19 protein-coding genes are annotated in these 19,577 nt (G+C 66.7%); 12 read left to right on the top strand and 7 right to left on the bottom strand.

What is annotated here, in order from left to right; genetic code table 11:
• Window positions 1-95: 95 nt before the first annotated feature.
• From ACSQ3Q_RS20950 to erpA, 3 genes are all read left to right on the top strand, one after another.
• Window positions 96-806 carry a DUF6776 family protein gene (locus tag ACSQ3Q_RS20950; protein ID WP_436136256.1) on the top strand — a complete coding sequence of 237 codons (711 nt, stop codon included), beginning with the start codon at window positions 96-98 and terminating at the stop codon, window positions 804-806.
• Between the two features lie 151 nt (window positions 807-957).
• Window positions 958-1,356, top strand: a complete 399-nt coding sequence (locus tag ACSQ3Q_RS20945) for a bactofilin family protein (RefSeq protein WP_436136255.1) — start codon at window positions 958-960, stop codon at window positions 1,354-1,356.
• A 61-nt stretch (window positions 1,357-1,417) separates the two neighbouring features.
• Window positions 1,418-1,783: an iron-sulfur cluster insertion protein ErpA gene (gene erpA, locus ACSQ3Q_RS20940; RefSeq protein WP_008907234.1), complete on the top strand. Its 366-nt coding sequence runs from the start codon at window positions 1,418-1,420 to the stop codon at window positions 1,781-1,783.
• Between the two features lie 308 nt (window positions 1,784-2,091).
• Here the strand turns inward: erpA and ACSQ3Q_RS20935 are convergent, their stop codons facing one another.
• The gene (locus tag ACSQ3Q_RS20935; RefSeq protein ID WP_436136254.1) at window positions 2,092-3,219 is read right to left on the bottom strand and encodes an anhydro-N-acetylmuramic acid kinase; all 1,128 of its coding nucleotides are present in this window, start codon (window positions 3,217-3,219) and stop codon (window positions 2,092-2,094) included.
• A gap of 153 nt (window positions 3,220-3,372) precedes the next feature.
• The gene (locus ACSQ3Q_RS20930) at window positions 3,373-4,734 is read right to left on the bottom strand and encodes a M23 family metallopeptidase (RefSeq protein ID WP_436136253.1); all 1,362 of its coding nucleotides are present in this window, start codon (window positions 4,732-4,734) and stop codon (window positions 3,373-3,375) included.
• 205 nt (window positions 4,735-4,939) lie between these two features.
• Here ACSQ3Q_RS20930 and tyrS point away from each other — a divergent pair, with 205 nt between their 5' ends.
• Window positions 4,940-6,172 (top strand): tyrosine--tRNA ligase, encoded by a 1,233-nt coding sequence (gene tyrS / locus ACSQ3Q_RS20925; RefSeq protein WP_436136252.1) that lies wholly within the window; start codon window positions 4,940-4,942, stop codon window positions 6,170-6,172.
• A 97-nt stretch (window positions 6,173-6,269) separates the two neighbouring features.
• On the opposite strand, the gene ACSQ3Q_RS20920 is transcribed toward tyrS, so the two are convergent.
• Window positions 6,270-7,265, bottom strand: a complete 996-nt coding sequence (locus ACSQ3Q_RS20920) for a LysR substrate-binding domain-containing protein (RefSeq protein ID WP_436136251.1) — start codon at window positions 7,263-7,265, stop codon at window positions 6,270-6,272.
• A gap of 138 nt (window positions 7,266-7,403) precedes the next feature.
• Here ACSQ3Q_RS20920 and ACSQ3Q_RS20915 point away from each other — a divergent pair, with 138 nt between their 5' ends.
• Both ACSQ3Q_RS20915 and ACSQ3Q_RS20910 read left to right on the top strand, forming a co-directional pair.
• Complete coding sequence (locus ACSQ3Q_RS20915) at window positions 7,404-7,976, top strand: DUF2917 domain-containing protein (RefSeq protein WP_436136250.1); 573 nt, start codon at window positions 7,404-7,406, stop codon at window positions 7,974-7,976.
• Between the two features lie 105 nt (window positions 7,977-8,081).
• On the top strand, window positions 8,082-8,483 hold the full coding sequence (locus ACSQ3Q_RS20910; RefSeq protein ID WP_436136249.1) for a DUF2917 domain-containing protein: 402 nt from the start codon (window positions 8,082-8,084) through the stop codon (window positions 8,481-8,483).
• A 188-nt stretch (window positions 8,484-8,671) separates the two neighbouring features.
• On the opposite strand, the gene ACSQ3Q_RS20905 is transcribed toward ACSQ3Q_RS20910, so the two are convergent.
• Window positions 8,672-9,277: a TetR/AcrR family transcriptional regulator gene (locus ACSQ3Q_RS20905; protein WP_436136248.1), complete on the bottom strand. Its 606-nt coding sequence runs from the start codon at window positions 9,275-9,277 to the stop codon at window positions 8,672-8,674.
• A 257-nt stretch (window positions 9,278-9,534) separates the two neighbouring features.
• On the opposite strand from ACSQ3Q_RS20905, the gene fabF reads away from it, so the two are divergent.
• Entirely contained in the window at window positions 9,535-10,824 is a 1,290-nt protein-coding gene (gene fabF, locus ACSQ3Q_RS20900; RefSeq protein ID WP_436136247.1) for a beta-ketoacyl-ACP synthase II, read from the top strand.
• A 54-nt stretch (window positions 10,825-10,878) separates the two neighbouring features.
• On the opposite strand, the gene ACSQ3Q_RS20895 is transcribed toward fabF, so the two are convergent.
• Window positions 10,879-11,277, bottom strand: coding sequence for a BLUF domain-containing protein (locus tag ACSQ3Q_RS20895; RefSeq protein WP_436136246.1), 399 nt, complete (start codon window positions 11,275-11,277; stop codon window positions 10,879-10,881).
• A gap of 147 nt (window positions 11,278-11,424) precedes the next feature.
• Between ACSQ3Q_RS20895 and ACSQ3Q_RS20890 the strand changes: the two genes are divergently transcribed.
• From ACSQ3Q_RS20890 to ACSQ3Q_RS20880, 3 genes are all read left to right on the top strand, one after another.
• Window positions 11,425-12,189 (top strand): Crp/Fnr family transcriptional regulator, encoded by a 765-nt coding sequence (locus ACSQ3Q_RS20890; RefSeq protein ID WP_436136245.1) that lies wholly within the window; start codon window positions 11,425-11,427, stop codon window positions 12,187-12,189.
• Window positions 12,190-12,344: 155 nt separating this feature from the next.
• Entirely contained in the window at window positions 12,345-13,772 is a 1,428-nt protein-coding gene (gene glmU / locus ACSQ3Q_RS20885; protein WP_436136244.1) for a bifunctional UDP-N-acetylglucosamine diphosphorylase/glucosamine-1-phosphate N-acetyltransferase GlmU, read from the top strand.
• Between the two features lie 217 nt (window positions 13,773-13,989).
• Window positions 13,990-14,862, top strand: a complete 873-nt coding sequence (locus ACSQ3Q_RS20880) for a sensor histidine kinase (RefSeq protein ID WP_436136243.1) — start codon at window positions 13,990-13,992, stop codon at window positions 14,860-14,862.
• Window positions 14,863-14,943: 81 nt separating this feature from the next.
• Here the strand turns inward: ACSQ3Q_RS20880 and ACSQ3Q_RS20875 are convergent, their stop codons facing one another.
• On the bottom strand, window positions 14,944-16,026 hold the full coding sequence (locus ACSQ3Q_RS20875; RefSeq protein WP_436136242.1) for a diguanylate cyclase: 1,083 nt from the start codon (window positions 16,024-16,026) through the stop codon (window positions 14,944-14,946).
• A gap of 354 nt (window positions 16,027-16,380) precedes the next feature.
• Window positions 16,381-16,872, bottom strand: a complete 492-nt coding sequence (locus ACSQ3Q_RS20870; protein ID WP_436136241.1) for an Lrp/AsnC family transcriptional regulator — start codon at window positions 16,870-16,872, stop codon at window positions 16,381-16,383.
• 135 nt (window positions 16,873-17,007) lie between these two features.
• On the opposite strand from ACSQ3Q_RS20870, the gene glmS reads away from it, so the two are divergent.
• Window positions 17,008-18,948: a glutamine--fructose-6-phosphate transaminase (isomerizing) gene (gene glmS, locus ACSQ3Q_RS20865; protein ID WP_436136240.1), complete on the top strand. Its 1,941-nt coding sequence runs from the start codon at window positions 17,008-17,010 to the stop codon at window positions 18,946-18,948.
• 220 nt (window positions 18,949-19,168) lie between these two features.
• Window positions 19,169-19,534, top strand: coding sequence for a hypothetical protein (locus ACSQ3Q_RS20860; protein ID WP_436136239.1), 366 nt, complete (start codon window positions 19,169-19,171; stop codon window positions 19,532-19,534).
• The last annotated feature ends 43 nt before the right edge of the window (window positions 19,535-19,577 follow it).

The following is a 19,577-nucleotide window of genomic DNA, read 5'->3' as shown; positions in this document are numbered from 1 at the left end:
CTTTGCAGAGCAAAAACCGCCTCCGGGCGGTTTTTTCGTTTAAGGTGCGCTTTTTTCCTGCGAGTCATTCTCATGTTCCACCCCGCCACCAAGCCATGCGCCTTCGCCTGCTGCGCCGCCGGCTGACCATCAGCGCCCCCCGGGTTGCGATCCGCAGTGCGCTGCCCTGGCCCCTGCGCTGGCTGGCCCTGGCGGTGGTCCTCGGGTTGTGTGCGGCGGTGGCGCTGTGGGCCTTCGAGTTCGGAAAATCCATCGCAGGCCTGGACACCGTTTCCCGGGATGAGTTGCTGGAGTTGCGCGCTGAGGTGGCGCGCCTGCATGGCGAGGGTCAGGCGCAGCAGACCGTAGCGCACACGGCCGAAAGCCTGCTGGTGGCCGAGCGCGCTGCCAAGGAAAGCCTGATGGTGCAGGTGCGCCAATTAGAGGCAGACAACCGCACGCTGCGCGAGGACCTGGGGTTTTTCGAGAAGCTGATCCCGGCGGCCAAGACCGAAGGCTTGGCGATCCGCAGCCTGCAGGCCGAAGTACTGGGGGGCATGCAGCTGCGCTGGCAGGTGCTCGTGATCCAGGCGACACGCAATGCGCCGGAGTTCAATGGTCGGCTGGAGTTGGTGTTGACCGGCACACATGATGGCCAACCCTGGACTCAGACCCAGCCGCCGCAGGGCCAGCCTTTGCAGGTCAAGCAATACCGGCGCATCGAGGGCGTGCTCGATCTGCCCCCCAACGCCGTGGTAAAAACCGTGACCGCCCGCGTGCTCGAGGGCACGACCGTCCGTGCGGTCCAGGCCATGACCGTCGAATAACGGCCCGCCAAGCGGTCTCGCATCTTCGCCCCAGGCAACACATACGTAACCAGGGCCGTCGCAAGAAATTCGCTCTTGCGGCCCGCATCGCGCCATCTCGCGTGTGCCTTCGTAACCCGAGGCGTACGCCCATCTCTCCAGGAGTTTGCCCATGTTTTCCCGCAAGAAACAGCCCCCCATCAAGAGCCTGATCGCGCAAGGCACCAAGATCGAAGGGGACGTGCACTTCGTCGAAGGCATGCGCATCGACGGCGAGGTGGTTGGCGATATCCGGGCCGCGTCGGGGCAGCCCAGCATCCTGGTGATTTCCGAGAGCGCCCGGGTCGAGGGTGCCGTGCATGCGGACCACGTGATCGTCAACGGGCAGGTGGTGGGTCCGGTGCATGCGGCCGAGCTGCTGGAACTCCAGCCCAAGGCCAAGATCACAGGGAATGTGCATTACAAGGCGCTCGAGATGCACCAGGGCGCGATGATCGCCGGGCAGATGTGCCCCGCGGCCGTGCTGGTGGAGGAAAAGCCCCCACTCAAGTTAGCGTCTAACGGCCAGTGAACGCAATTCCCGAGCGGTCTGCAGTACTATTCACCGCAATATAGAACCGGAAGGACCCCCCATGAGCGCAGTTGCCGAGAACATCCAGACCGAAATGCCCGCCCCCATCCTGTTCACGGACAGCGCGGCGGCCAAGGTGGCGGACCTGATTGCCGAAGAGGGCAACCCTGACCTGAAGCTGCGTGTCTTCGTGCAGGGTGGCGGGTGCTCGGGCTTCCAATATGGTTTCACTTTTGATGAGATCACCAACGAAGACGACACCACCATGACCAAGAATGGTGTCTCGTTGCTGATCGATGCCATGAGCTACCAATACCTGGTCGGTGCCGAGATCGACTACAAGGAAGATCTGCAAGGCGCGCAGTTCGTGATCAAAAACCCGAACGCGACCACCACCTGCGGCTGCGGCTCCAGCTTCTCTGCCTGACCGCGAAAGGGCGCTGGTCGCCCTGCTGCCCCCCACAAGCCGCCTTCGGGCGGCTTTTTCTTTTGGGGTACGGCTTCAAGTCCGGTCGTTTCCCGCGAAAGCCAGTGCGGGAGTCAGCACGATGCGGGTGCCTTGCGGGGCAAAGAAAGAGCCCATCAGCCCGCTCCCGGGGATGCCGGGGACCGTCTAGGGCCCTTGGGGGAACACTCCTTGCGCCTGAGAATTCCGCGCCCACATGGGCCTCGCTGCATGTCATGGGGGCGAAGACGGGTGCCCGACCGATGAGAGCGTGTGTGAGCGCGCCCCGCCTACGCCGGGTAGATAGCGCCCAGCACGCGCAGCCCCGTGGCCCCCGTGACGCTCGCCAGATTGCCCGGCTGCCCCGTCAGCGCCTGCCGCGCCAGCCAGGCGAAGGCAGCGGCCTCTACCTGCAGCGCGGGCAGGCCCAGGGCGTCGGTGGGCACCACGCGCAGGGTGGGGCACAGCGCCTGCAGGCGTGCCATCAAGTGGGTATTGAGTGCACCGCCGCCACACACCGCCAGCGATTTGCTATTTTTTTGATAGCTATAAATGCTTAATACACAAGCGCTGGCCGTGAATTCCGTCAAGGTCGCCTGCACATCCGCCGGTGCTGCCCCCGCAAAGGCCCCAAGGTGGGCGGCCAGCCACGGTGGGTTGAACAGGTCGCGCCCGGTGCTTTTGGGCGCAGGCTTGTGCAAAAACGGCTCCTGCATCAGCGAGGCCAGCAGGCCCGGCAGCACATTGCCGGTGGCGGCCCAGGCGCCACCCGCGTCAAAAGGCTGGCCGGTGTGCTGCTGGCACCAGTGGTCCATCAGCGCATTGCCTGGCCCGCAATCGAAGCCGAGAACGCTGCCATCTGCGTCCAGCACGCTGATGTTGGAAATGCCGCCGATGTTGAGCACGAGCACCGTCTCGCCCGCGCGGCCGAACACACCCTGGTGAAAGGCCGGCACCAGGGGCGCGCCCTGGCCCCCCGCGGCCACATCGCGGCTGCGGAAGTCCGCCACCACGGCAATGCCCGTGCGTTCGGCCAGCAGGGCCGGGCTGCCCAGCTGCAGCGTGTAACCGGTGCCGTCGAATTCCTGGGGTCGGTGGCGCACCGTCTGGCCGTGGGCGCCAATGGCGCGGACGGCGGTGGCGGGGCGGCCGCTCTGGGCGAGCAGCGTGTGGACCACCTCGGCGTATGCGCGCGACAGCGCGTTGCCGGCCAGCGCGGCGCGGTGCAGTTCGTCTATACCTGGGGTGTTGAGGGCCAGCAGCTCGGCCCGGAGCTCGGGCGCGAAGGCCGCGCTGGCGTGGTGGGTGACCACCATGCGCGGGCCCGAGAAGTCGGCCAGCACCCCGTCGATGCCGTCAAGCGAGGTGCCCGACATCAGGCCGATGTAAAGCTCTGGTGCGCTGGAAGAGGGCGTCACGCGCGTGAAAGGGCCCGAGGTGTGTGCACAGGGCGCAGGCTGGGCTTGGGGCCGCCGCGCAAGGGCCGCCCCGCCGCGCTGGCGGCGTCCCCCTTCCCGGCGCGAGCCGAGAGAAGGGGGAAGGCGCGCAGCGCCACAGGGGGATGCATCTGCTTATTCTGCGCTGGCCTGCTCGATCAGGGCGGCAGCACCGAGCTGAATGCGCATATTGGACGCCAGGCGCTGGAAGGCAGGGCGCGCTGCGGCCGAGATCGGCGCGGCGGCGTCGCTGGCGGCCACGATGGTCTGTGGATCCTGGTGCACGCCGTTCACGCGGAACTCGAAGTGCAGGTGTGGGCCCGTCGCCCAGCCCGTGGCGCCCACGGCGCCCAGGGTCTGGCCTTGCTCTACCGACTGGCCTTGGCGCACGTCGATGCGGCTCAGGTGGGCGTAGACGGTGACATGCTGGTTGCGGTGCTTGACGAAGACCACGTTGCCAAAGCCGTTCTGCACTCCGGCAAACTCGATCACACCATCGCCCACGGTGCGCACTGCGGTGCCGGTGGGGGCGGCGAAGTCGGTGCCCAGGTGGGCGCGCCAGGTTTGCAGGATGGGATGCAGGCGCATCTTGAAGCCGCTGGTCACGCGCGAGAACTCGACGGGCGACGTCAGGTAGGCGCGGCGCATGCTTTCGCCGTCCAGGGTGTAGTACGAGCCCTTGCCGGCGCCCGGCTCCTGGAACCAGATCGCCTGGTGGGTCTTGCCGTTGTTGACGAACTCGGCGCTCAGCACACGGCCGCTGCTCAGCGGCTCGCCATCGGCTTCGAGGGTTTCGTAGACCACCGAGAAGCGGTCGCCCTTGCGCAGCGAGCGACGAAAATCGATGTTGCCCGAGAACAGCTCGGCCATCTGCACCGCCACGCCGTCGGGGATGTTGGACGCATCGGTCGCCGCGAACAGCGAACTGTTGATGACGCCACCCGACAGCCGGCTGCTGGCCGTCATCTTGGCGGTCTCGATGCGCGAGGTGAATTTGTTGTTGCCCGAGCGCTCGACGATCAAACGGCGGAAGTTGCCGCTGTCGTCCGGCACCCAGCGCACGGTCATGCGGACCAGGCGGTGGTCATCGGTGGTTTCTGCCGACACCACACGGCCGGTGCGGCCGAGCACGTTTTGTCGCACAGGAGTGTCACCGCGCATGAAGGCAGCGGCAGCCGGATCGGCCACGCCCAGGCGCTGCAGCAGCGACTCCGGCGTGTCGCTGCTGCGCACCTGCTCGGAGCGGTACAGCGAGAAGCCGGGGGAGTCGAGTTCGTCCAGTACCAGGTTGGCAGCGAGCGATTCCACGGGGTGGCTCACCATGCGCACCGGCAGTTCGGACGGATCGGGGGCAAAGGACGCTACGGCAAAAGCGCCGCCGCCGCCCGTCAGCAAAATGGCTGCAACGGCGGCGGTGATGCGTTTAGGGTGTTGTTGGATCGCGCGGGACAGCCGGTCAAGCAAAGCCGAGCTGGCGGTGGTCAAGCCGTGAATCAAAGGTCTATCCCCAGGGTGAACGTGGTTCCGTGGAACTCCCCCGGTGCGTATGCGGGGCGAGGCCAGGAGCACAAACTGTCGGGGCGTGGCCCGTCGACAGCGTGGTGAAAAACAGGTCGAAACAGCGGTCCCACTAGAATCCGCCTTTAGCAATGTGGGCTGGAGTATAGCGGCGCATGCTGTATAGACATCCCAAAAAACCCTTATGAATCAATCTGCTGTTACAACAACCGAGGTCTCCGATGGTGTAAGGAGCGCGCTCGAAATCTCGCTGCGTGGTGTCGAAGAACTGCTGCCCCAGGACGAATGGGTCAAGAAGCTGGTGCGCTCCGAAGCCTCGGGCCAGCCCCTGCGCGTCAAGCTGGGTCTGGACCCCACCGCGCCCGACATCCACATCGGCCACACCGTGGTGCTGAACAAGATGCGGCAATTGCAAGATCTGGGCCATCAGGTGATCTTCCTGATTGGCGACTTCACCAGCCTGATCGGCGACCCCTCCGGCCGCAACAGCACACGCCCGCCACTCACCAAGGAACAGATCAAGGCCAACGCCGAGACCTACTACCGCCAGGCCAGCCTGGTGCTGGACCCGGCCCGCACCGAGATTCGCTACAACAGCGAATGGAGCGAGCCCCTGGGCGCGAGCGGCATGATCCAGCTGGCTGCCAAGTACACCGTGGCCCGGATGATGGAGCGCGACGACTTCCACAAGCGCTTCACCACCGGCCAGTCGATCTCGGTGCACGAGTTTTTGTACCCGCTGATGCAGGGCTACGACTCGGTGGCTTTGAAGAGCGACCTGGAGCTGGGCGGCACCGACCAGAAGTTCAACCTGCTCATGGGCCGCCACCTCCAGCAAGAATATGGCCAGGAGCCGCAGTGTGTGCTCACCATGCCGCTGCTGGTGGGGCTCGATGGCACGGACAAGATGTCCAAGTCCAAGAACAACTACATCGGCATCACCGAAGAAGCGAACACCATGTTCGCCAAGGTGCTGTCGATCAGCGACACGCTGATGTGGGACTGGTACACGCTGCTGTCGTTCAAGAGCCTGGCCGAGATTGCCGCGCTCAAGGCCGAGATCGCCGGCGGGCGCAACCCCAAGGACGCGAAGGTGATGCTCGCCAAGGAGATCACCACGCGCTTTCACAACGCGGCGGCGGCGGATGCAGCCGAGCAGGATTTCATCAACCGCAGCAAGGGCGGCGTGCCGGACGAGATTCCGGAGCTGGCCCTGTCGGGCGCGCCCCTGGGCATTGGCGCGCTGCTCAAGCAGGCCAACCTAGCGCCATCCGGCAGCGAGGCCAACCGGCTGATCGACGGCGGCGGCGTGCGCGTGGATGGCAGCGTGGTCAGCGACAAGGGGCTCAAGCTCGATGCCGGGACCTACGTGCTGCAGGTGGGCAAGCGCAAGTTTGCACGTGTGACTTTGTCCTGAGTTTTAGGTCAAACTGGCCGCTAGCGCTTGATATATAAGCGTTAGTAGCTATCAAAATAGAAGCGCTGAGCCGGGCCGGGCCAGCGCTTTTTTGTTGTCAATCCAGGTTGTCATTCAGATCCGGATCCGGCACATCCCCGATGGCCTCGCGCGTGGCCTGGGCCTGCAGCTGCAGCCAAGCGCAAAACGCCTTGATCTCCGGCCGCTGGGCGCTGCGCGGTCCCACCACGAGCCAGTAGGTCAGGGGCGAGTCGATGCGGTGGCCCGGCAGCACCTCGACCAGGTCGCCCGAAGCCAGCGCATCCGCAATCAGCGGCATGCGCGCCAGCGCCAGGCCCTGGCCGGCCAGCGCGGCCTGCACGATCTGGTGGGCGTAGTTGAAGTACAGCCAGCGCTCGGGCTGCAGCTTGGCCAGGTCGCGGGCGTCAAACCAGCGGCGCCAGCTCAGGTATTCCAGGTAGTGCGTGCGGTGGGCGTCGCCCGCCTCGATCAGGGTGAACTGCGCCACATCGGCCGGCGTGCGCAGGGGCTTACCGCTTTTGAGCAGCCAGGGGCTGGCAACCACGGCCAGCTGCTCCCCAAACAGGCGCACCCCGCCCTGGGTGGCGCCGCCGGGCATGGCGTAGCGCAGGGCCAGGTCCACGTCCGAAGTCTCCAGGTCGATCTGCACATCGCTCGCATCAATGCGGATGTCGATGCCCGGGTTGTCGCGCTGGAACTCCTCCATGCGCGGGATCAGCCACATCGACGCAAAGCTGGCCCAGGTGCTGATCGCCACGCTGCGGCGCCCGGCCGTCTGGCGCACCAGGCGCACAGCCGCGTCCATGCGCTCCAGTGCGGGGCCCACGGCGCGCTGTAGCTGGGCGCCGGCGCTGGTGAGCTCCACCGCGCGCGTGTGGCGCAGGAACAGCGCCACGCCCACTTCCTCTTCCAGCGCCTGGATCTGCCGGCTCACGGCTGATTGGGTGAGCGCCAGCTCGTCGGCGGCGGCGCGGAAGTTCAGGTGCCGCGCCACGGCGAGAAAAGCGCGCCAGTGGCCGGTGGCAACGGCGCGGGTGCGAAGAACGGCGGGGGAGTATTCGGCTGAGGCCATGCCAGGGTGGGCGGAGGGGTCCGCATTCATGCATTGACGGAATGAATAGCGTACCGCGTTTTCATTGGACTGTGTAGGGCACTCGGATCACTATTCAGGCTCTGCAACACCCTGTTCGCACACCCCAAGGAGTCCGTCATGACCGCCCGCAACGTTCTGGAATCGCAACAATCCGCCCACGCCGTTCACGCCGCTGTGGCTGGCCGTTCTGCGGCCGGTTGCTGGAAACTCACCCCAGGCCGCGCGCTGTCCCTGCACCCGCGCCAGCACAGCGTGCTGGAGATTGCGCAAGGCCGCGTCTGGGTCACGGTCAGCGGCACCCCGTTGGCCGGTGCGCCCAGCCGCGATGCCGACCAGGTGCTGCAAGCTGGCGACCGGCTCAGCGTTGCTGCCGGCCAGCATCTGGTGATGGAAGCCTGGAGCCTGCCCGGGGGCGCGCCAGCGCAGGGCGCCGCCTTTTGCTGGGAGGGCGCGGCGGTTGCCGCTGCGGCCACCGTGGCCACCCGCCAGCCCGCCGCCGGCGCCACGCCCGAATGGGAATGTGGCGTGGTGCAACCCCTGCGCGATTTGCTGCAGGCGCTGGCCCAGGGCGGGCGCGCCGTGGCGACAGCAGCCAGGCTGGTGTTGCACGCAAGCAGCCGCCTGGTGTGGGGCGCCACCCGTTTTGCTCTCTTTCGGATAGCAGCGCCGCGCGAGCGCAGGCCAGCCTGAGGGCGAGATGCAAGAAGAGCATCAATAGCTGCACTGCTTTTCATTGGACGATTTACATAGCACGCAGCACCATAGAGTCCAACAAGGGAAAACCCGGAGAATGCCATGACCATCAGCCAAATTTTAAAGTTCGCACCCGCCGCTGCTTCGGCTACCGGCCCATCTGCCACCACCGTGCTGCCCGGCAAGGCCGTGAGCCTTACGCCCCGCGCACCCACCGCGCTGCGCGTGGCCGAAGGCCACGCCTGGGTCACGCTGGATGACGGTCCCCACGGCAGCGGCGCCGAAGCCGGCGACGTGTTTCTGCACGCCGGCCAAACCCTGCGCATCGCCGCCGGCCAGCACGCGGTGGTAGAGCCCCTGGGCGGCCTGCGCCTGCAGTACCGCCTGAGCGCCGTGGCGGCCTCGGCTACCGACGGCAGCCCCGCACCCTGGTGGCGCCGGGCCGCCTTCGGCAGCGCTGCTGGCACCGACCAGCGCGTGGCGGCCGACGCCTGCTGCGCTTGATAGGCCCTGTGTGGCGGTCCTCGCCAATCGGCGGGAGGCCGCTGCACCCGAAGCCTGATGGCAGGTTCTGATCGCAGGCAGTTTTTTAGTCAAAATGGCTTCCACCGCTTGTTCAGCAAGCGCTAGAAGCTATTTTTTTGATAGCGATATTGCCCCGGCCGATCTGTAGGCAGCAGGCGAAAGCCCACTCAGCCCAGCGGCGACTCCACCAAGCGCACCAGCTGGTCCTGCAGGGTGGTCAATATCTCCAGCGACAACTCTGGCTGGCCCGCAGCCGTGGCGCGCGCCAGCACCAAGCCGCCGACCATGGTGGCCAGCACCTCCATGGCACGCGCGCGGTTCGCAGCCGGGGCGGCTTCGGCACTGGCCGGTGCGCTCTCTGCCAGCAGCTGCGCAAAACGCTGGATGTTGCGCTCGATGCCGTCGGCAAACACCCCTGACAACTCCGCCCCCGCGCGCGCCGCGTCCACCGCCAGCGCGGCGGCCGGGCAGCCGCTGCCGGGCGCATCGCGGTGCTGGGGCGACAGGTAGCTGCGGATGCGGTCCTCGACATTGGCATTGGGGGTGTGCCCGTCCAGCGGCGCAATCGACCAGTCAAACGCGCGGGCGCAGGCTTCGCGCACCAGCGCATCTTTCGACTGGAAATGCCGGTACAGCCCGCCATGGGTCAGCCCGGCATCGCGCGTGATGTCGGCCACACCCACGCCCGTCAATCCCCGTTCGCGGTACAGCCGTGCCGCGGCGTCGAGGATGCCTTCGCGGTTTTCTGCGGCCTGGGCTTTGGACACCTTCATGGAAACCTCTTAATGATTGCGGTCGTACGCAAAAAACGGCTTTGTGCTTATGATGACGACCTTAATCATAAGCCTGAGCCCCGGGGCAAGGTAGCGCGACGCGCAGCCCAGCACTGCGGCCTGTGACCACCGCGAGGCCCCCGTGGCACCCGCGCAACCCCACGGGCAGGCGACAACCAGCGAGATGTTTTCATGAACAACACCTTCCTTTCCGACCGCGCCGTGGCGGCAACTCCTGTGACGGGAGCGGCCCGGTGATGCGCCGCGTCGTTATCACCGGCATGGGCCTGGTCTCCCCGCTGGGTTGCCAGGTAGAGCTCGCCTGGCAGCGCCTTCTGGCCGGGCGCTCGGGCATCACGCGCCTGCCCGAGGCCGTGACCGAAGGCATCGCCGCCAAGATCGGCGGCCGCGTGCTGCCCCTGGCCGAGGACCCCGAGGGCGGCTGGGATGTCGACGCCGTCGTCTCCACCAAAGACCAGCGCAAGATGGACCGCTTCATCCCCTTTGCCCTCGGCGCAGCGCAGCAGGCACTGGCGCAGGCCGGCTGGCCCGCGGGCGCCAACGAGGCGGCCCTTGCGCGCACGGCCACCGTCATTGCCTCGGGCATCGGCGGGTTTGGTGCCATTGCCGAGGCCGTGCGCACCACCGACACGCGCGGGCCGCAGCGCCTGTCGCCATTCACCGTGCCGTCGTTTCTGGTCAACCTGGCGGCCGGGCACGTGTCGATCCGCCACGGGCTCAAGGGCCCGCTGGGCGCGCCCGTGACGGCCTGCGCCGCCAGCGTGCAGGCGCTGGGCGATGCGGCCCGCATGATCCGCTGCGGCGAGGCCGACATGGCGGTGTGCGGTGGCAGCGAAGCCGCCATCGACCGCGTGAGCCTGGGCGGCTTTGCGGCTGCCAAGGCGCTGTCCACCGCGTTCAACGATGCACCCGAGCAGGCCTCGCGCCCGTTTGATGCCGGGCGCGACGGTTTTGTGATGGGCGAGGGCGCGGGCATGCTCGTGATCGAGGCGCTGGAGCACGCACTGGCGCGCGGCGCACAGCCGCTGGCCGAGCTGGTGGGCTATGGCACTTCGGCCGACGCGTACCACATCACGTCAGGCCCTGAGGACGGCGACGGCGCGGCCCGCAGCATCGCGGCCGCCCTGGCGCAGGCGGGCTTGCAGGCGGGCGAGGTGCAGTACCTCAATGCGCACGCCACCTCCACCATGGTCGGCGACCGGGGCGAGCTGGCTGCCGTCCGCAAGGTGTTTGGCGATGGCAGCGGCGTGGCCATCAGCTCCACCAAGTCGGCCACCGGGCACCTGCTGGGCGCGGCGGGTGCGGTGGCGACGATCTTCTCGGTGCTGGCGCTGCGCGATCAGGTCGTGCCCGGCACGCTGAACCTGCACACGCCGGATGAGCAGGCCGAGGGGCTGGATCTGGTGGCGCTCGCGCCGCGGCGCATGGCGCTCACGCATGCCATGGTCAACGGCTTTGGTTTTGGCGGGGTGAACGCCACGCTGGTGCTGCGGCGCTGGACGCAGGGGGCGGGTGGTGGGGCTTGATGCCAAGGCGCGTCGTCGCTTGAGCCCGCTGTGCGGGCAGCGCGGCGGCTGGTTTCAATATTCCAGCTCGCCGCACACCGCACGGAATGCGGCCAGCGCGGCGTCGCCGTCCAGCGACTCCATGCGCGATAGCGCGTCCACATCTTCGACCGTGCTGAAGGCCAGGCTGAAGTTCTGAAACCGCCGGCCGGCCAGCGCGCCGTGGTGCACCACCTCCACGTTCACATGCCGCGGGTCGGTGCGGATGCGTTCGATGAGCTTGAGCACGGCTTTTTTCGGGCCTTCGAGCTGCTGGCAGAAGCGGTGGCCGTCGAAGATCAAAAGCCCCGTGATGTTGGCCTGGGCATTGGCCAGGCGGGCCGTTGCAGCGATTTCTGCCACCACACTCAGCGGTTGGCCGGGCGCAAGTTGGCTGACGTAGAGAACCTCGTACAAGGCGGGGATGAGTTTCATAGGCTGAGCCCAATATAGGGAAAGCCCGAGCCCGGCGCAATGTCAAAAGACATACGTGGGTGACCTGCGACACCGAGGGCGGTGCGGGCCGGTTGGGCTCGCAAATTGCAGGTGCAAAAGCCCCGCGCTCCCTAGAATCTCCACACCATGAGTTCCCCCGTTCCGCCCGCCGCAGCCGCCGTTTGCCCGCCGTCTTGCCAAAACTGCAGCCTGCGCCGCACGGGGGCCTTCACGGTGCTCAAGCCCGAGGTGCTGGATTTCATCGAAAGTTTTCGCACCGAAACCCAGTCGGTGGCTGCGGGTGAAACGCTGGTGCACGAGGGCCAGACCAACGTCCGCCTGTTCACGCTGTTTTCGGGCCTGGCATTTCGCTACAAGTCGCTGAGCGATGGGCGCCGGCAGATCCTTAATTTTTTGCTGCCGGGCGACCTGGTGGGGCTGCAGCAAGAGTTTGGCGAGGTGTCGGCGCACGGTGTTGAGGCGCTGTCAGATTGCTACCTGTGCGTGTTCCAGAGCGACAGCCTGTGGGCCGTGTTTCGCGAGCATCCGCGGCTGGGTTACGACGTCACCTGGCTGGCCGCGCACGAGGAAAGCCATGTCGACGACAACCTGCTGACCACCGGCCGGCGCAACGCCACCGAGCGCGTGGCCATGCTGCTGATGCACCTGTACCGGCGCCTGGACCGCATTGGCCTGGCCGAGGACGGCAGCGTGCCGTTTCCGCTCACGCAGCAGCACATTGCCGATGCGCTCGGGCTGTCGCTGGTGCACACCAACAAGACGCTGCGGCGCCTGGCGCTGCTGGGCCTGCATGAGCTCAAAGACGGGCGGCTGCGACTGCTCAACCCACGCGCGCTGGCGCGCATTGCCGAGTACTACGACACGCCGCCGCGCGTCATGCCGCTGCTGTAGGGCGGGGTTTGAGGCCAAAATGGCCTCCAGCGCTTGATATATAAGCGCTAATAGCTACTAAAACAATAGCATGGTGCGTGGGCGGCTTCGCAGCCGATAATCCCCCACCGGCCCGCGCCAGCGCCGCCCGGGCCCCTGAATTTCCTGAAATCTCCATGACGCAACTCGACATCCTCATCATGGCGGCCGGCAAGGGCACGCGCATGAAAAGCCGCATCCCCAAAGTGCTGCAGCGCCTCGCCGGGCGCCCGCTGCTGCACCACGTGCTGGACCAGGCTGCGCACCTCAAGGCGCGCAGTGCCATCGTCATCACCGGCCACGGTGCTACAGAAGTAGAAGCAGCTTGTTCAATCACAGCAAGCGCCGGCGGCACTTTTGACCTGAAATTTGCGCGCCAGGAGCCGCAGCTGGGCACCGGCCACGCGGTGCAGCAGGCCGCGCCGCTGCTCGCCGACGACGGCACCGCCGTGGTGTTGTCGGGCGATGTGCCGCTGACCCAGGCCGACACCCTGCGCGCGCTGGTGGTGGCCAGCACCGATGGCAGCGGCGGGCGTCTGGCGCTGCTCACCGTCACGCTGGCCGACCCCACGGGCTACGGCCGCATCGTGCGCAACGCCGCGGGCGATGTGCAGGGCATCGTCGAGCACAAGGACGCGAGCGACGCTGAGCGAGCCATCACCGAGGTGTACAGCGGCATCATGGCCGTGCCCACGCGCCAGCTCAAAGGCTGGCTGGCCCGGCTGACCAACCACAACGCCCAGGGCGAGTACTACCTGACCGACATCGTCGCCATGGCCGTGGCCGATGGCGTGCCCGTGGTGGCGCACCGCATCACCGACGCGCTGCAGGTGGCGGGCGTGAACAGCCCCTTGCAATTGGCGGAGCTGGAGCGCGCGCACCAGTTGCGCGTGGCGCGCGGCCTGATGGAGCAGGGCGTGCGCCTGGCCGACCCTTCGCGTTTTGATGTGCGCGATGACGCGCGCACCGGCGTGCGTGGCGAGCTGGTGTGCGGGCAGGACGTGGAGATCGACGTGAACTGCATCTTTACCGGCCGCGTGGCGCTGGGCGACGGGGTGAGCATTGGCGCGCACTGCTGCATCGCCAACGCCACCATTGCCGATGGCGCGGTGATTCACCCCTACACCCACATCGACGGCGAGAAGGCCGGCGTGACGGTGGGCGCCGGCGCGCTCATCGGCCCGTTTGCCCGCCTGCGCCCGGGCGCACAGCTGGGGCGCGAGGTGCACATCGGCAACTTTGTCGAGGTCAAAAACTCCACGCTGGCCGACGGCGCCAAGGCCAACCACCTGGCCTACCTGGGCGACGCCACCGTGGGCGAGCGCGTGAACTACGGCGCCGGCAGCATCACCGCCAACTACGACGGCGCCCACAAGCACCGCACGGTGATCGAGGCCGACGTGCATGTGGGCAGCAACTGCGTGCTGGTGGCGCCCGTCACCATCGGCGCGGGCGGCACGGTCGGCGGTGGCAGCACCATCACCAAAAGCACCGCGCCAGGCGCCTTGAGCGTGGCGCGCGGCAAGCAGATCAGCATTGCTAATTGGGATCGGCCGAAAAAATGAGACGCCCCTTGGGCTGCCTCCCCTCTCGGTGCGTTCGCCAGAGGCGACCGCTCGTCGTTGTTGTCCAAGCCTGCGCAGGCTGGCTGGGAGCCGCGGCCCTCAGCCCCTCGCTCGCGGCGAGAGAAGGGAACACAACCGGCGACCTAGCAAAACCGGCTCCGCGGATGCACAGGTGGCTGACTGGTTTAGGCAGCGCCGGTTACGGAGGATGTGAGCCATGAGCGACGAAGCCATTCAGAACACCTTGCAGCAGCTGCGCGCCGAGCTGGCCCGCAGCGAACGGCGCGTGGCGGACATGGCCGCGGCGCAGGAAGATTTTCTGCGCGCCGTCTCGCACGACCTGCGCGCGCCGCTGCGCCACGTCACGTCTTACGGCACGCTGGTGCGCGAAACGCTGGCAGACCTGCCAGCGCCTGTGCTTGCCGGCCCGGAGGTACAGGAAGCGCTGGGCTTTCTGGCCACCATGGACCAATCGGCCCGCCGCATGGGCCGGATGATCGATGGCCTGGAGGCCTTGGCGCAGGCCAGCCGTGCGCCGCTGCGCTTGCAGCCCGTACTGCTGGCCGACGCGCTGGCCCAGGCACGCGCGACCCTGGCGGCGGCCGAGGCGGGGCGGGGGGTGGAGTGGAACATTGCCCCCGATCTGCCCACCCTGCAGGCCGACCCGGCGCTGCTGCAGGAACTGCTGGTGCAGTTGCTGGGCAATGCGCTCAAGTTCACCCGTGGCGGCACGCGGGTGCCCTGCATTGCGGTGCAGGCGGTGCCGGCCATGATCGACGCCGACGCCGACGCCGACGCAGACGGCGGAAACGGGGCGGAGGGTGTGGATCGCGCTGCGCCCGGTGCTGCACAAGGTGGGGTCGCTTTCACATTGACCGACAACGGCGCCGGTTTTGACAACGCCCGCGCAGCCCAGCTGTTTGGGGTGTTCCAGCGCCTGCACCGCGAGGCCGAGTTTGACGGCGTGGGCGCCGGCCTGGCCCTGTGCCGCGCCATCGCGCAGCGCCACGGCGCCACCATCACGGCCACCGGCGCGGTGGGTGCGGGTTGTACGGTGCGTGTGCAGTGGCCAGGGACCAGTGACCAGTGACTTAGCGCCACGCTAGACCGCCTTTAAAGCGGGGCAGGACGCGCCCTGCCCCGGAACGCAACACCCACTCACGTTGCAGGCCTACACCGCCAGCGCCTCACCTTGCGGCCCCCCATCCACCACCACGCGCCCGGGTGCGGGCGGCGCGCCCACCCGGTTGCGCCCCGCCTTCTTGGCGGCGTACAGGGCCGTGTCCGCGGCATCGATCCATTCGCTCACATTGGCGTGGTGGGGCTGGGCCGGGGCCACGCCCAGGCTGCACGACAGGCGCAGCGCGGGCAGGTGGCGCAGGCGCACGCTTTCGCTGTGTTCGCGGATCCGCTCGGCAATCGCCACGGCGTCGCTGGTGCGTGTGCCGGGCAGGATGATCGCGAACTCGTCGCCGCCGTAGCGGCCGGCGCAGTCCCCGCCGCGCACGGCAGCGCGCACCACGCGCGCCAGCACGCGCAGCACCTCATCGCCCACGGTGTGGCCGTGGCTGTCGTTGATCTGCTTGAAGTGGTCCACGTCCATCATCAGCATGCAGGCGGGCTCGCCAGTGGCGAGGTGGTGGCGCAGCGCGGCCTCGGCCTGCTCCTGCCAATGCCCGCGCCCATACAGCCCGGTGAGCGCATCGATGCGGCGCAGTTCATCGAGCAGGTGGTTCTGCCGGGCCGTCTTGCGGATGAGCTGGTAGCTCACCACGCTGACCGACAGGGTGTGCAGCACCATCACCGGCAGGCACGCCGTGATCACCCGCATCGAGGTATCAAGCGCCCAGTGGTTGCCCGTGAGCATGGCGCTGGCCACACCAGCCAGCAACATCACCGGAATCGAGCGCGCCCACAGACCACGCATGCCGGTGGTGATCTTGTCCACCATGGTGAGCGTGAGGATGAGGGTGCTGGGCAGCAGGTTGAAGTGCATCAGCGGCACCAGCGCCGCGGTCAGCGCCGAGTCGATGAGCAGGTTGCGCGCTTCGGTGCGGTACGGGTCGGCGCTGCGCCGGGTCAGCAAATAGGCCACATGGGGCCACACAAACGACGCCAGCACCAGGCCTGCCCAGGCCCATGCGGACGCCTGCCGCTCCCACAGGACCACGCCCACCACCATGCCACCCAGGCCCATGCCCAGGATGCGCAAGGGGTAGACGCGGCGGGGAAGCTGGCGTTCGGTGGAGGGCATGGTGCTGCGGTGCGTCGCCATCGGCATTGCGCGCAGGTTTGGAGCCCTGAGGCATCACAAGAGAAGCACGCCAGCGCGCAGGGCTGATGGGCGGGGGGATCGATGATCGGGGCAGCTTACGCCTGAGCGGGATGAAAGTCAGTAGGAGACTTTCGCCATAGCGCTAGCTGGCGAAGGCCTGTGACGGGCCATCGGCAACGCAGCCAAGCGAACGCGAAACACCGGCGCAGGGGCGCTCGATGGCAGGGGCAAAGACAGGAAACAGGCCGCCCCGCGACGGCGAAAGCAACGCGCATGGGGCGCGCATCTACGCGGTATGCGTGCATTTGCTATTAAAAATATAGCTACTACCGCTTACGTATCAAGCGCTAGAGGCACTTTTGTCTCGAATTTGGCCCGCCGCGTGGCAAAAAAAGCCTTCACGTTGCGCACATTCGCATCGCCGGTGAAGAGCCTCTGCGACAGCGCCAGGTAACCCGGCATGTCGCGCGTGTGCGCCACCAGCACGAAGTCCGGCCCGGGCGATACGCGCCAACACTGCTGCACGGCGTCGTCTGCCACGGCGCGGGCTTCGAACGCGTCCAGGTGCTCGGCACCCTGGCGGTCCAGCGACACCTCCACGATGCAAGCCAGGCCATGGCCCTGGACCGCAGCCAGCCGGTCCGGCTGGAGGAGGGCCACCGTGCGCTCGATCAGCCCGGCCTCGGTCAGACGCTTGACCCGGCGCAGGCAGGTGGGCGGCGACACATGCACCTGTTCGGCCAGCGACTGGTTGCTTTGGGCGGCGTCCGTTTGCAGCAGGTTGAGGATCTGCAGATCTGTGGCATCCAGTGTGAATGATTCCATTTATTGCTCAACGAGGAAATTTAATTTCTCAAATGGGAAATGGTGAAATTTAAATTCAAATCGACGCAAATATCAATGAGAAATTGTTTTTGAGGATGCCTACCATCCCTCATCCGTTTCACACAAAGGTTTCCCATGTGCGGCATCGTCGGCGCAGTCTCCACGCGCAACATCGTTCCCATCCTCGTGCAGGGCCTGCAGCGGCTCGAATACCGGGGCTATGACTCCTGCGGCGTGGCCGTGCACGGTGCCAGCCTCGACGCGTCGCGCCACGGCACCGAGCGCGGCGGCCTGCAGCGCGCCCGCAGCACCGCCCGCGTGGCCGAACTGCTCGAGCAGGTGCAGACCGACCACCTGGACGGCGCCACCGGCATCGCCCACACCCGCTGGGCCACCCATGGCGCGCCCGTGGTGCACAACGCCCACCCGCACTTCAGCCACGGCACGGGTGCCGATGCCCAGGCCCAAAGCGCTGGCCGCGTGGCGCTGGTGCACAACGGCATCATCGAAAACCACGAAGAACTGCGCCGCGCGCTGCAGGCCCGCGGCTACGTGTTTGCCAGCCAAACCGACACCGAGGTCATCGCGCACCTGGTGGACAGCCACTACAACGGCGACCTGTTCGACGCGGTGCAGGCCACCGTGGCCGAACTGCACGGCGCCTACGCCATCGCAGTGATCCACCGCGACGAACCCCACCGCGTGGTCGGCGCGCGCGCCGGCTCGCCGCTGATTCTGGGTGTGGGCTCGGCGACTGCAGGGTCGGTGGCGGGCGAGCACTTCCTCGCCAGCGACGCCATGGCCCTGGCCGGCGTCACCGACCAGATCGTGTACCTGGAAGAGGGCGACCTGGTGGACCTGCAACTGGGCCGCTACTGGATCGTGGGCAAGGACCGCGCCGCGCTCACTCCCGCGCAGCGCCCCGTGCGCACCGTGCAGGCCCACAGCGGCGCGGCCGAGCTGGGCCCCTACCGCCACTACATGCAAAAGGAAATCTTCGAGCAGCCGCGCGCCATCGCCGACACCCTTGAAGGCGTCGAAGGCATCGTGCCCGAGCTGTTCGACGGCGCCGGCCTGCATGGCGAGCCTGGCGCCGCCGCCTGGCGCGTGTTCAAGGAGATCGACAGCGTCCTCATCCTGGCCTGCGGCACCAGCTACTACAGCGGCTGCACCGCCAAGTACTGGCTCGAAGAAATCGCCGGCATCCCTACCCAGGTGGAAGTGGCCAGCGAATACCGCTACCGCACCAGCGTGCCCAACCCGCGCACCCTGGTCGTCACCATCAGTCAGTCGGGAGAAACCGCCGACACGCTGGCCGCCCTGCGCCACGCGCAGTCCTTGGGCATGTTGCACACGCTCACCATCTGCAACGTGGCCACCAGCGCCATGGTGCGTGAATGCAAGCTGGCCTATATCACCCGGGCGGGCGTCGAGATCGGGGTGGCCAGCACCAAGGCGTTTACTACGCAGCTGGCGGGCCTCTTCTTGCTGACGCTGGCCCTGGCCCAGTCCAAAGGCCGCCTGTCTGAAGAGCAAGAGGCCGCCCACCTCAAGGCCATGCGCCACCTGCCCGTGGCCCTGCAGGCCGTGCTGGCGCTGGAGCCCCAACTCATCAGCTGGGCCGAAGACTTCGCCCGCATGGAAAACGCCCTGTTCCTGGGCCGCGGGCTGCACTACCCGATCGCCCTCGAAGGCGCCTTGAAGCTCAAGGAGATCAGCTACATCCACGCCGAGGCGTATCCCGCGGGTGAACTCAAGCACGGCCCCCTGGCCCTGGTCACCAGCGCCATGCCCGTAGTCACCGTGGCGCCCAACGATGCGCTGCTCGAAAAGCTCAAGAGCAACATGCAAGAGGTGCGAGCCCGCGCCGGCGTGCTGTACGTACTGGCCGACGGCGACACCCGCATCGAAAGCGGCGAAGGCCTGCACGTGATCCGCATGCCTGAGCACTACGGTGCGCTGAGCCCGCTGCTGCATGTGGTGCCGCTGCAGCTGCTGGCGTACCACACGGCGTGTGCGCGCGGGACGGATGTGGACAAGCCGCGGAACCTGGCAAAGAGTGTCACTGTAGAGTGATCGGGGGGACGGGTGCCTCCGCTTTTATTCTGGGTAATTAAAGTCGTAAACACGCAAATAAAGTCGTAAACAAGCCTCCAGCATTCATGCGGGTATGCGGGGTGGTCATTTGTAACAGTAAAGTCGTGAACTCGAGCTTGACGGGTAAAGACGACCTAGAAATACGAAGCAAATCGCAGCCCTGTTTAGGCTTGTTGCTATATATAAAAGAGCGCTCAGTTTGAGCGCTCTTTTTCTTTGGTTTTTCCAGAAGTTCTTGCGGTCCGAGCAGCCCCTAAACGCTCCGATGACTGCAAGAGGCTGGTTGCTGACGCTCACTGCGTTCGCGCGAATGGGTACTCTCGGCCACAAGCAGGCGGTCGCAACATTTGTATGGTTGACGGCTTCAGGCTGGTTGCCAACGCTCAATGGCGACGGCTCAAGCGGCGGCTGTGCGCCCGGAGCCGCGGTGATCTGGCCCTGCGGCTTGCCAAGTCCAGCTCGCCGCCATTTTTTTCTGGTCAAAAGCTCGGTACGCCACTACCCTGTTGCGCAGATCACAGAAGAGGCTATGTGGTGGTGCTTGGCTGCGCTGCTGATCCAATGAGCAAGCGTGGCTTACGTCACCCGACGGCTACATATAAAAATAG

Origin of the sequence: Acidovorax sp. LjRoot129 (assembly GCF_964253765.1) — a bacterium.
Classification (GTDB): Bacteria; Pseudomonadota; Gammaproteobacteria; order Burkholderiales; family Burkholderiaceae_C; genus Acidovorax.
Note: the sequence above shows the minus strand (reverse complement) of the source record. Positions and strands in the feature narration are given on the sequence as shown.

What these genes read in the sequence shown, in the direction of transcription:
- ACSQ3Q_RS20950 (WP_436136256.1), top strand. Translation starts at nt 96, where the DNA reads ATGCGCCTTCGCCTGCTGCGCCGCCGGCTGACCATCAGCGCCCCCCGG.
- ACSQ3Q_RS20945 (WP_436136255.1), top strand. Translation starts at nt 958, where the DNA reads ATGTTTTCCCGCAAGAAACAGCCCCCCATCAAGAGCCTGATCGCGCAA.
- ACSQ3Q_RS20875 (WP_436136242.1), bottom strand. Translation starts at nt 16,026, where the DNA reads ATGCCCTCCACCGAACGCCAGCTTCCCCGCCGCGTCTACCCCTTGCGC.
- ACSQ3Q_RS20870 (WP_436136241.1), bottom strand. Translation starts at nt 16,872, where the DNA reads ATGGAATCATTCACACTGGATGCCACAGATCTGCAGATCCTCAACCTG.
- ACSQ3Q_RS20890 (WP_436136245.1), top strand. Translation starts at nt 11,425, where the DNA reads ATGAGTTCCCCCGTTCCGCCCGCCGCAGCCGCCGTTTGCCCGCCGTCT.
- erpA (WP_008907234.1), top strand. Translation starts at nt 1,418, where the DNA reads ATGAGCGCAGTTGCCGAGAACATCCAGACCGAAATGCCCGCCCCCATC.
- ACSQ3Q_RS20920 (WP_436136251.1), bottom strand. Translation starts at nt 7,265, where the DNA reads ATGGCCTCAGCCGAATACTCCCCCGCCGTTCTTCGCACCCGCGCCGTT.
- glmS (WP_436136240.1), top strand. Translation starts at nt 17,008, where the DNA reads ATGTGCGGCATCGTCGGCGCAGTCTCCACGCGCAACATCGTTCCCATC.
- ACSQ3Q_RS20905 (WP_436136248.1), bottom strand. Translation starts at nt 9,277, where the DNA reads ATGAAGGTGTCCAAAGCCCAGGCCGCAGAAAACCGCGAAGGCATCCTC.
- fabF (WP_436136247.1), top strand. Translation starts at nt 9,535, where the DNA reads ATGCGCCGCGTCGTTATCACCGGCATGGGCCTGGTCTCCCCGCTGGGT.
- tyrS (WP_436136252.1), top strand. Translation starts at nt 4,940, where the DNA reads ATGAATCAATCTGCTGTTACAACAACCGAGGTCTCCGATGGTGTAAGG.
- ACSQ3Q_RS20915 (WP_436136250.1), top strand. Translation starts at nt 7,404, where the DNA reads ATGACCGCCCGCAACGTTCTGGAATCGCAACAATCCGCCCACGCCGTT.
- ACSQ3Q_RS20895 (WP_436136246.1), bottom strand. Translation starts at nt 11,277, where the DNA reads ATGAAACTCATCCCCGCCTTGTACGAGGTTCTCTACGTCAGCCAACTT.
- ACSQ3Q_RS20880 (WP_436136243.1), top strand. Translation starts at nt 13,990, where the DNA reads ATGAGCGACGAAGCCATTCAGAACACCTTGCAGCAGCTGCGCGCCGAG.
- glmU (WP_436136244.1), top strand. Translation starts at nt 12,345, where the DNA reads ATGACGCAACTCGACATCCTCATCATGGCGGCCGGCAAGGGCACGCGC.
- ACSQ3Q_RS20910 (WP_436136249.1), top strand. Translation starts at nt 8,082, where the DNA reads ATGACCATCAGCCAAATTTTAAAGTTCGCACCCGCCGCTGCTTCGGCT.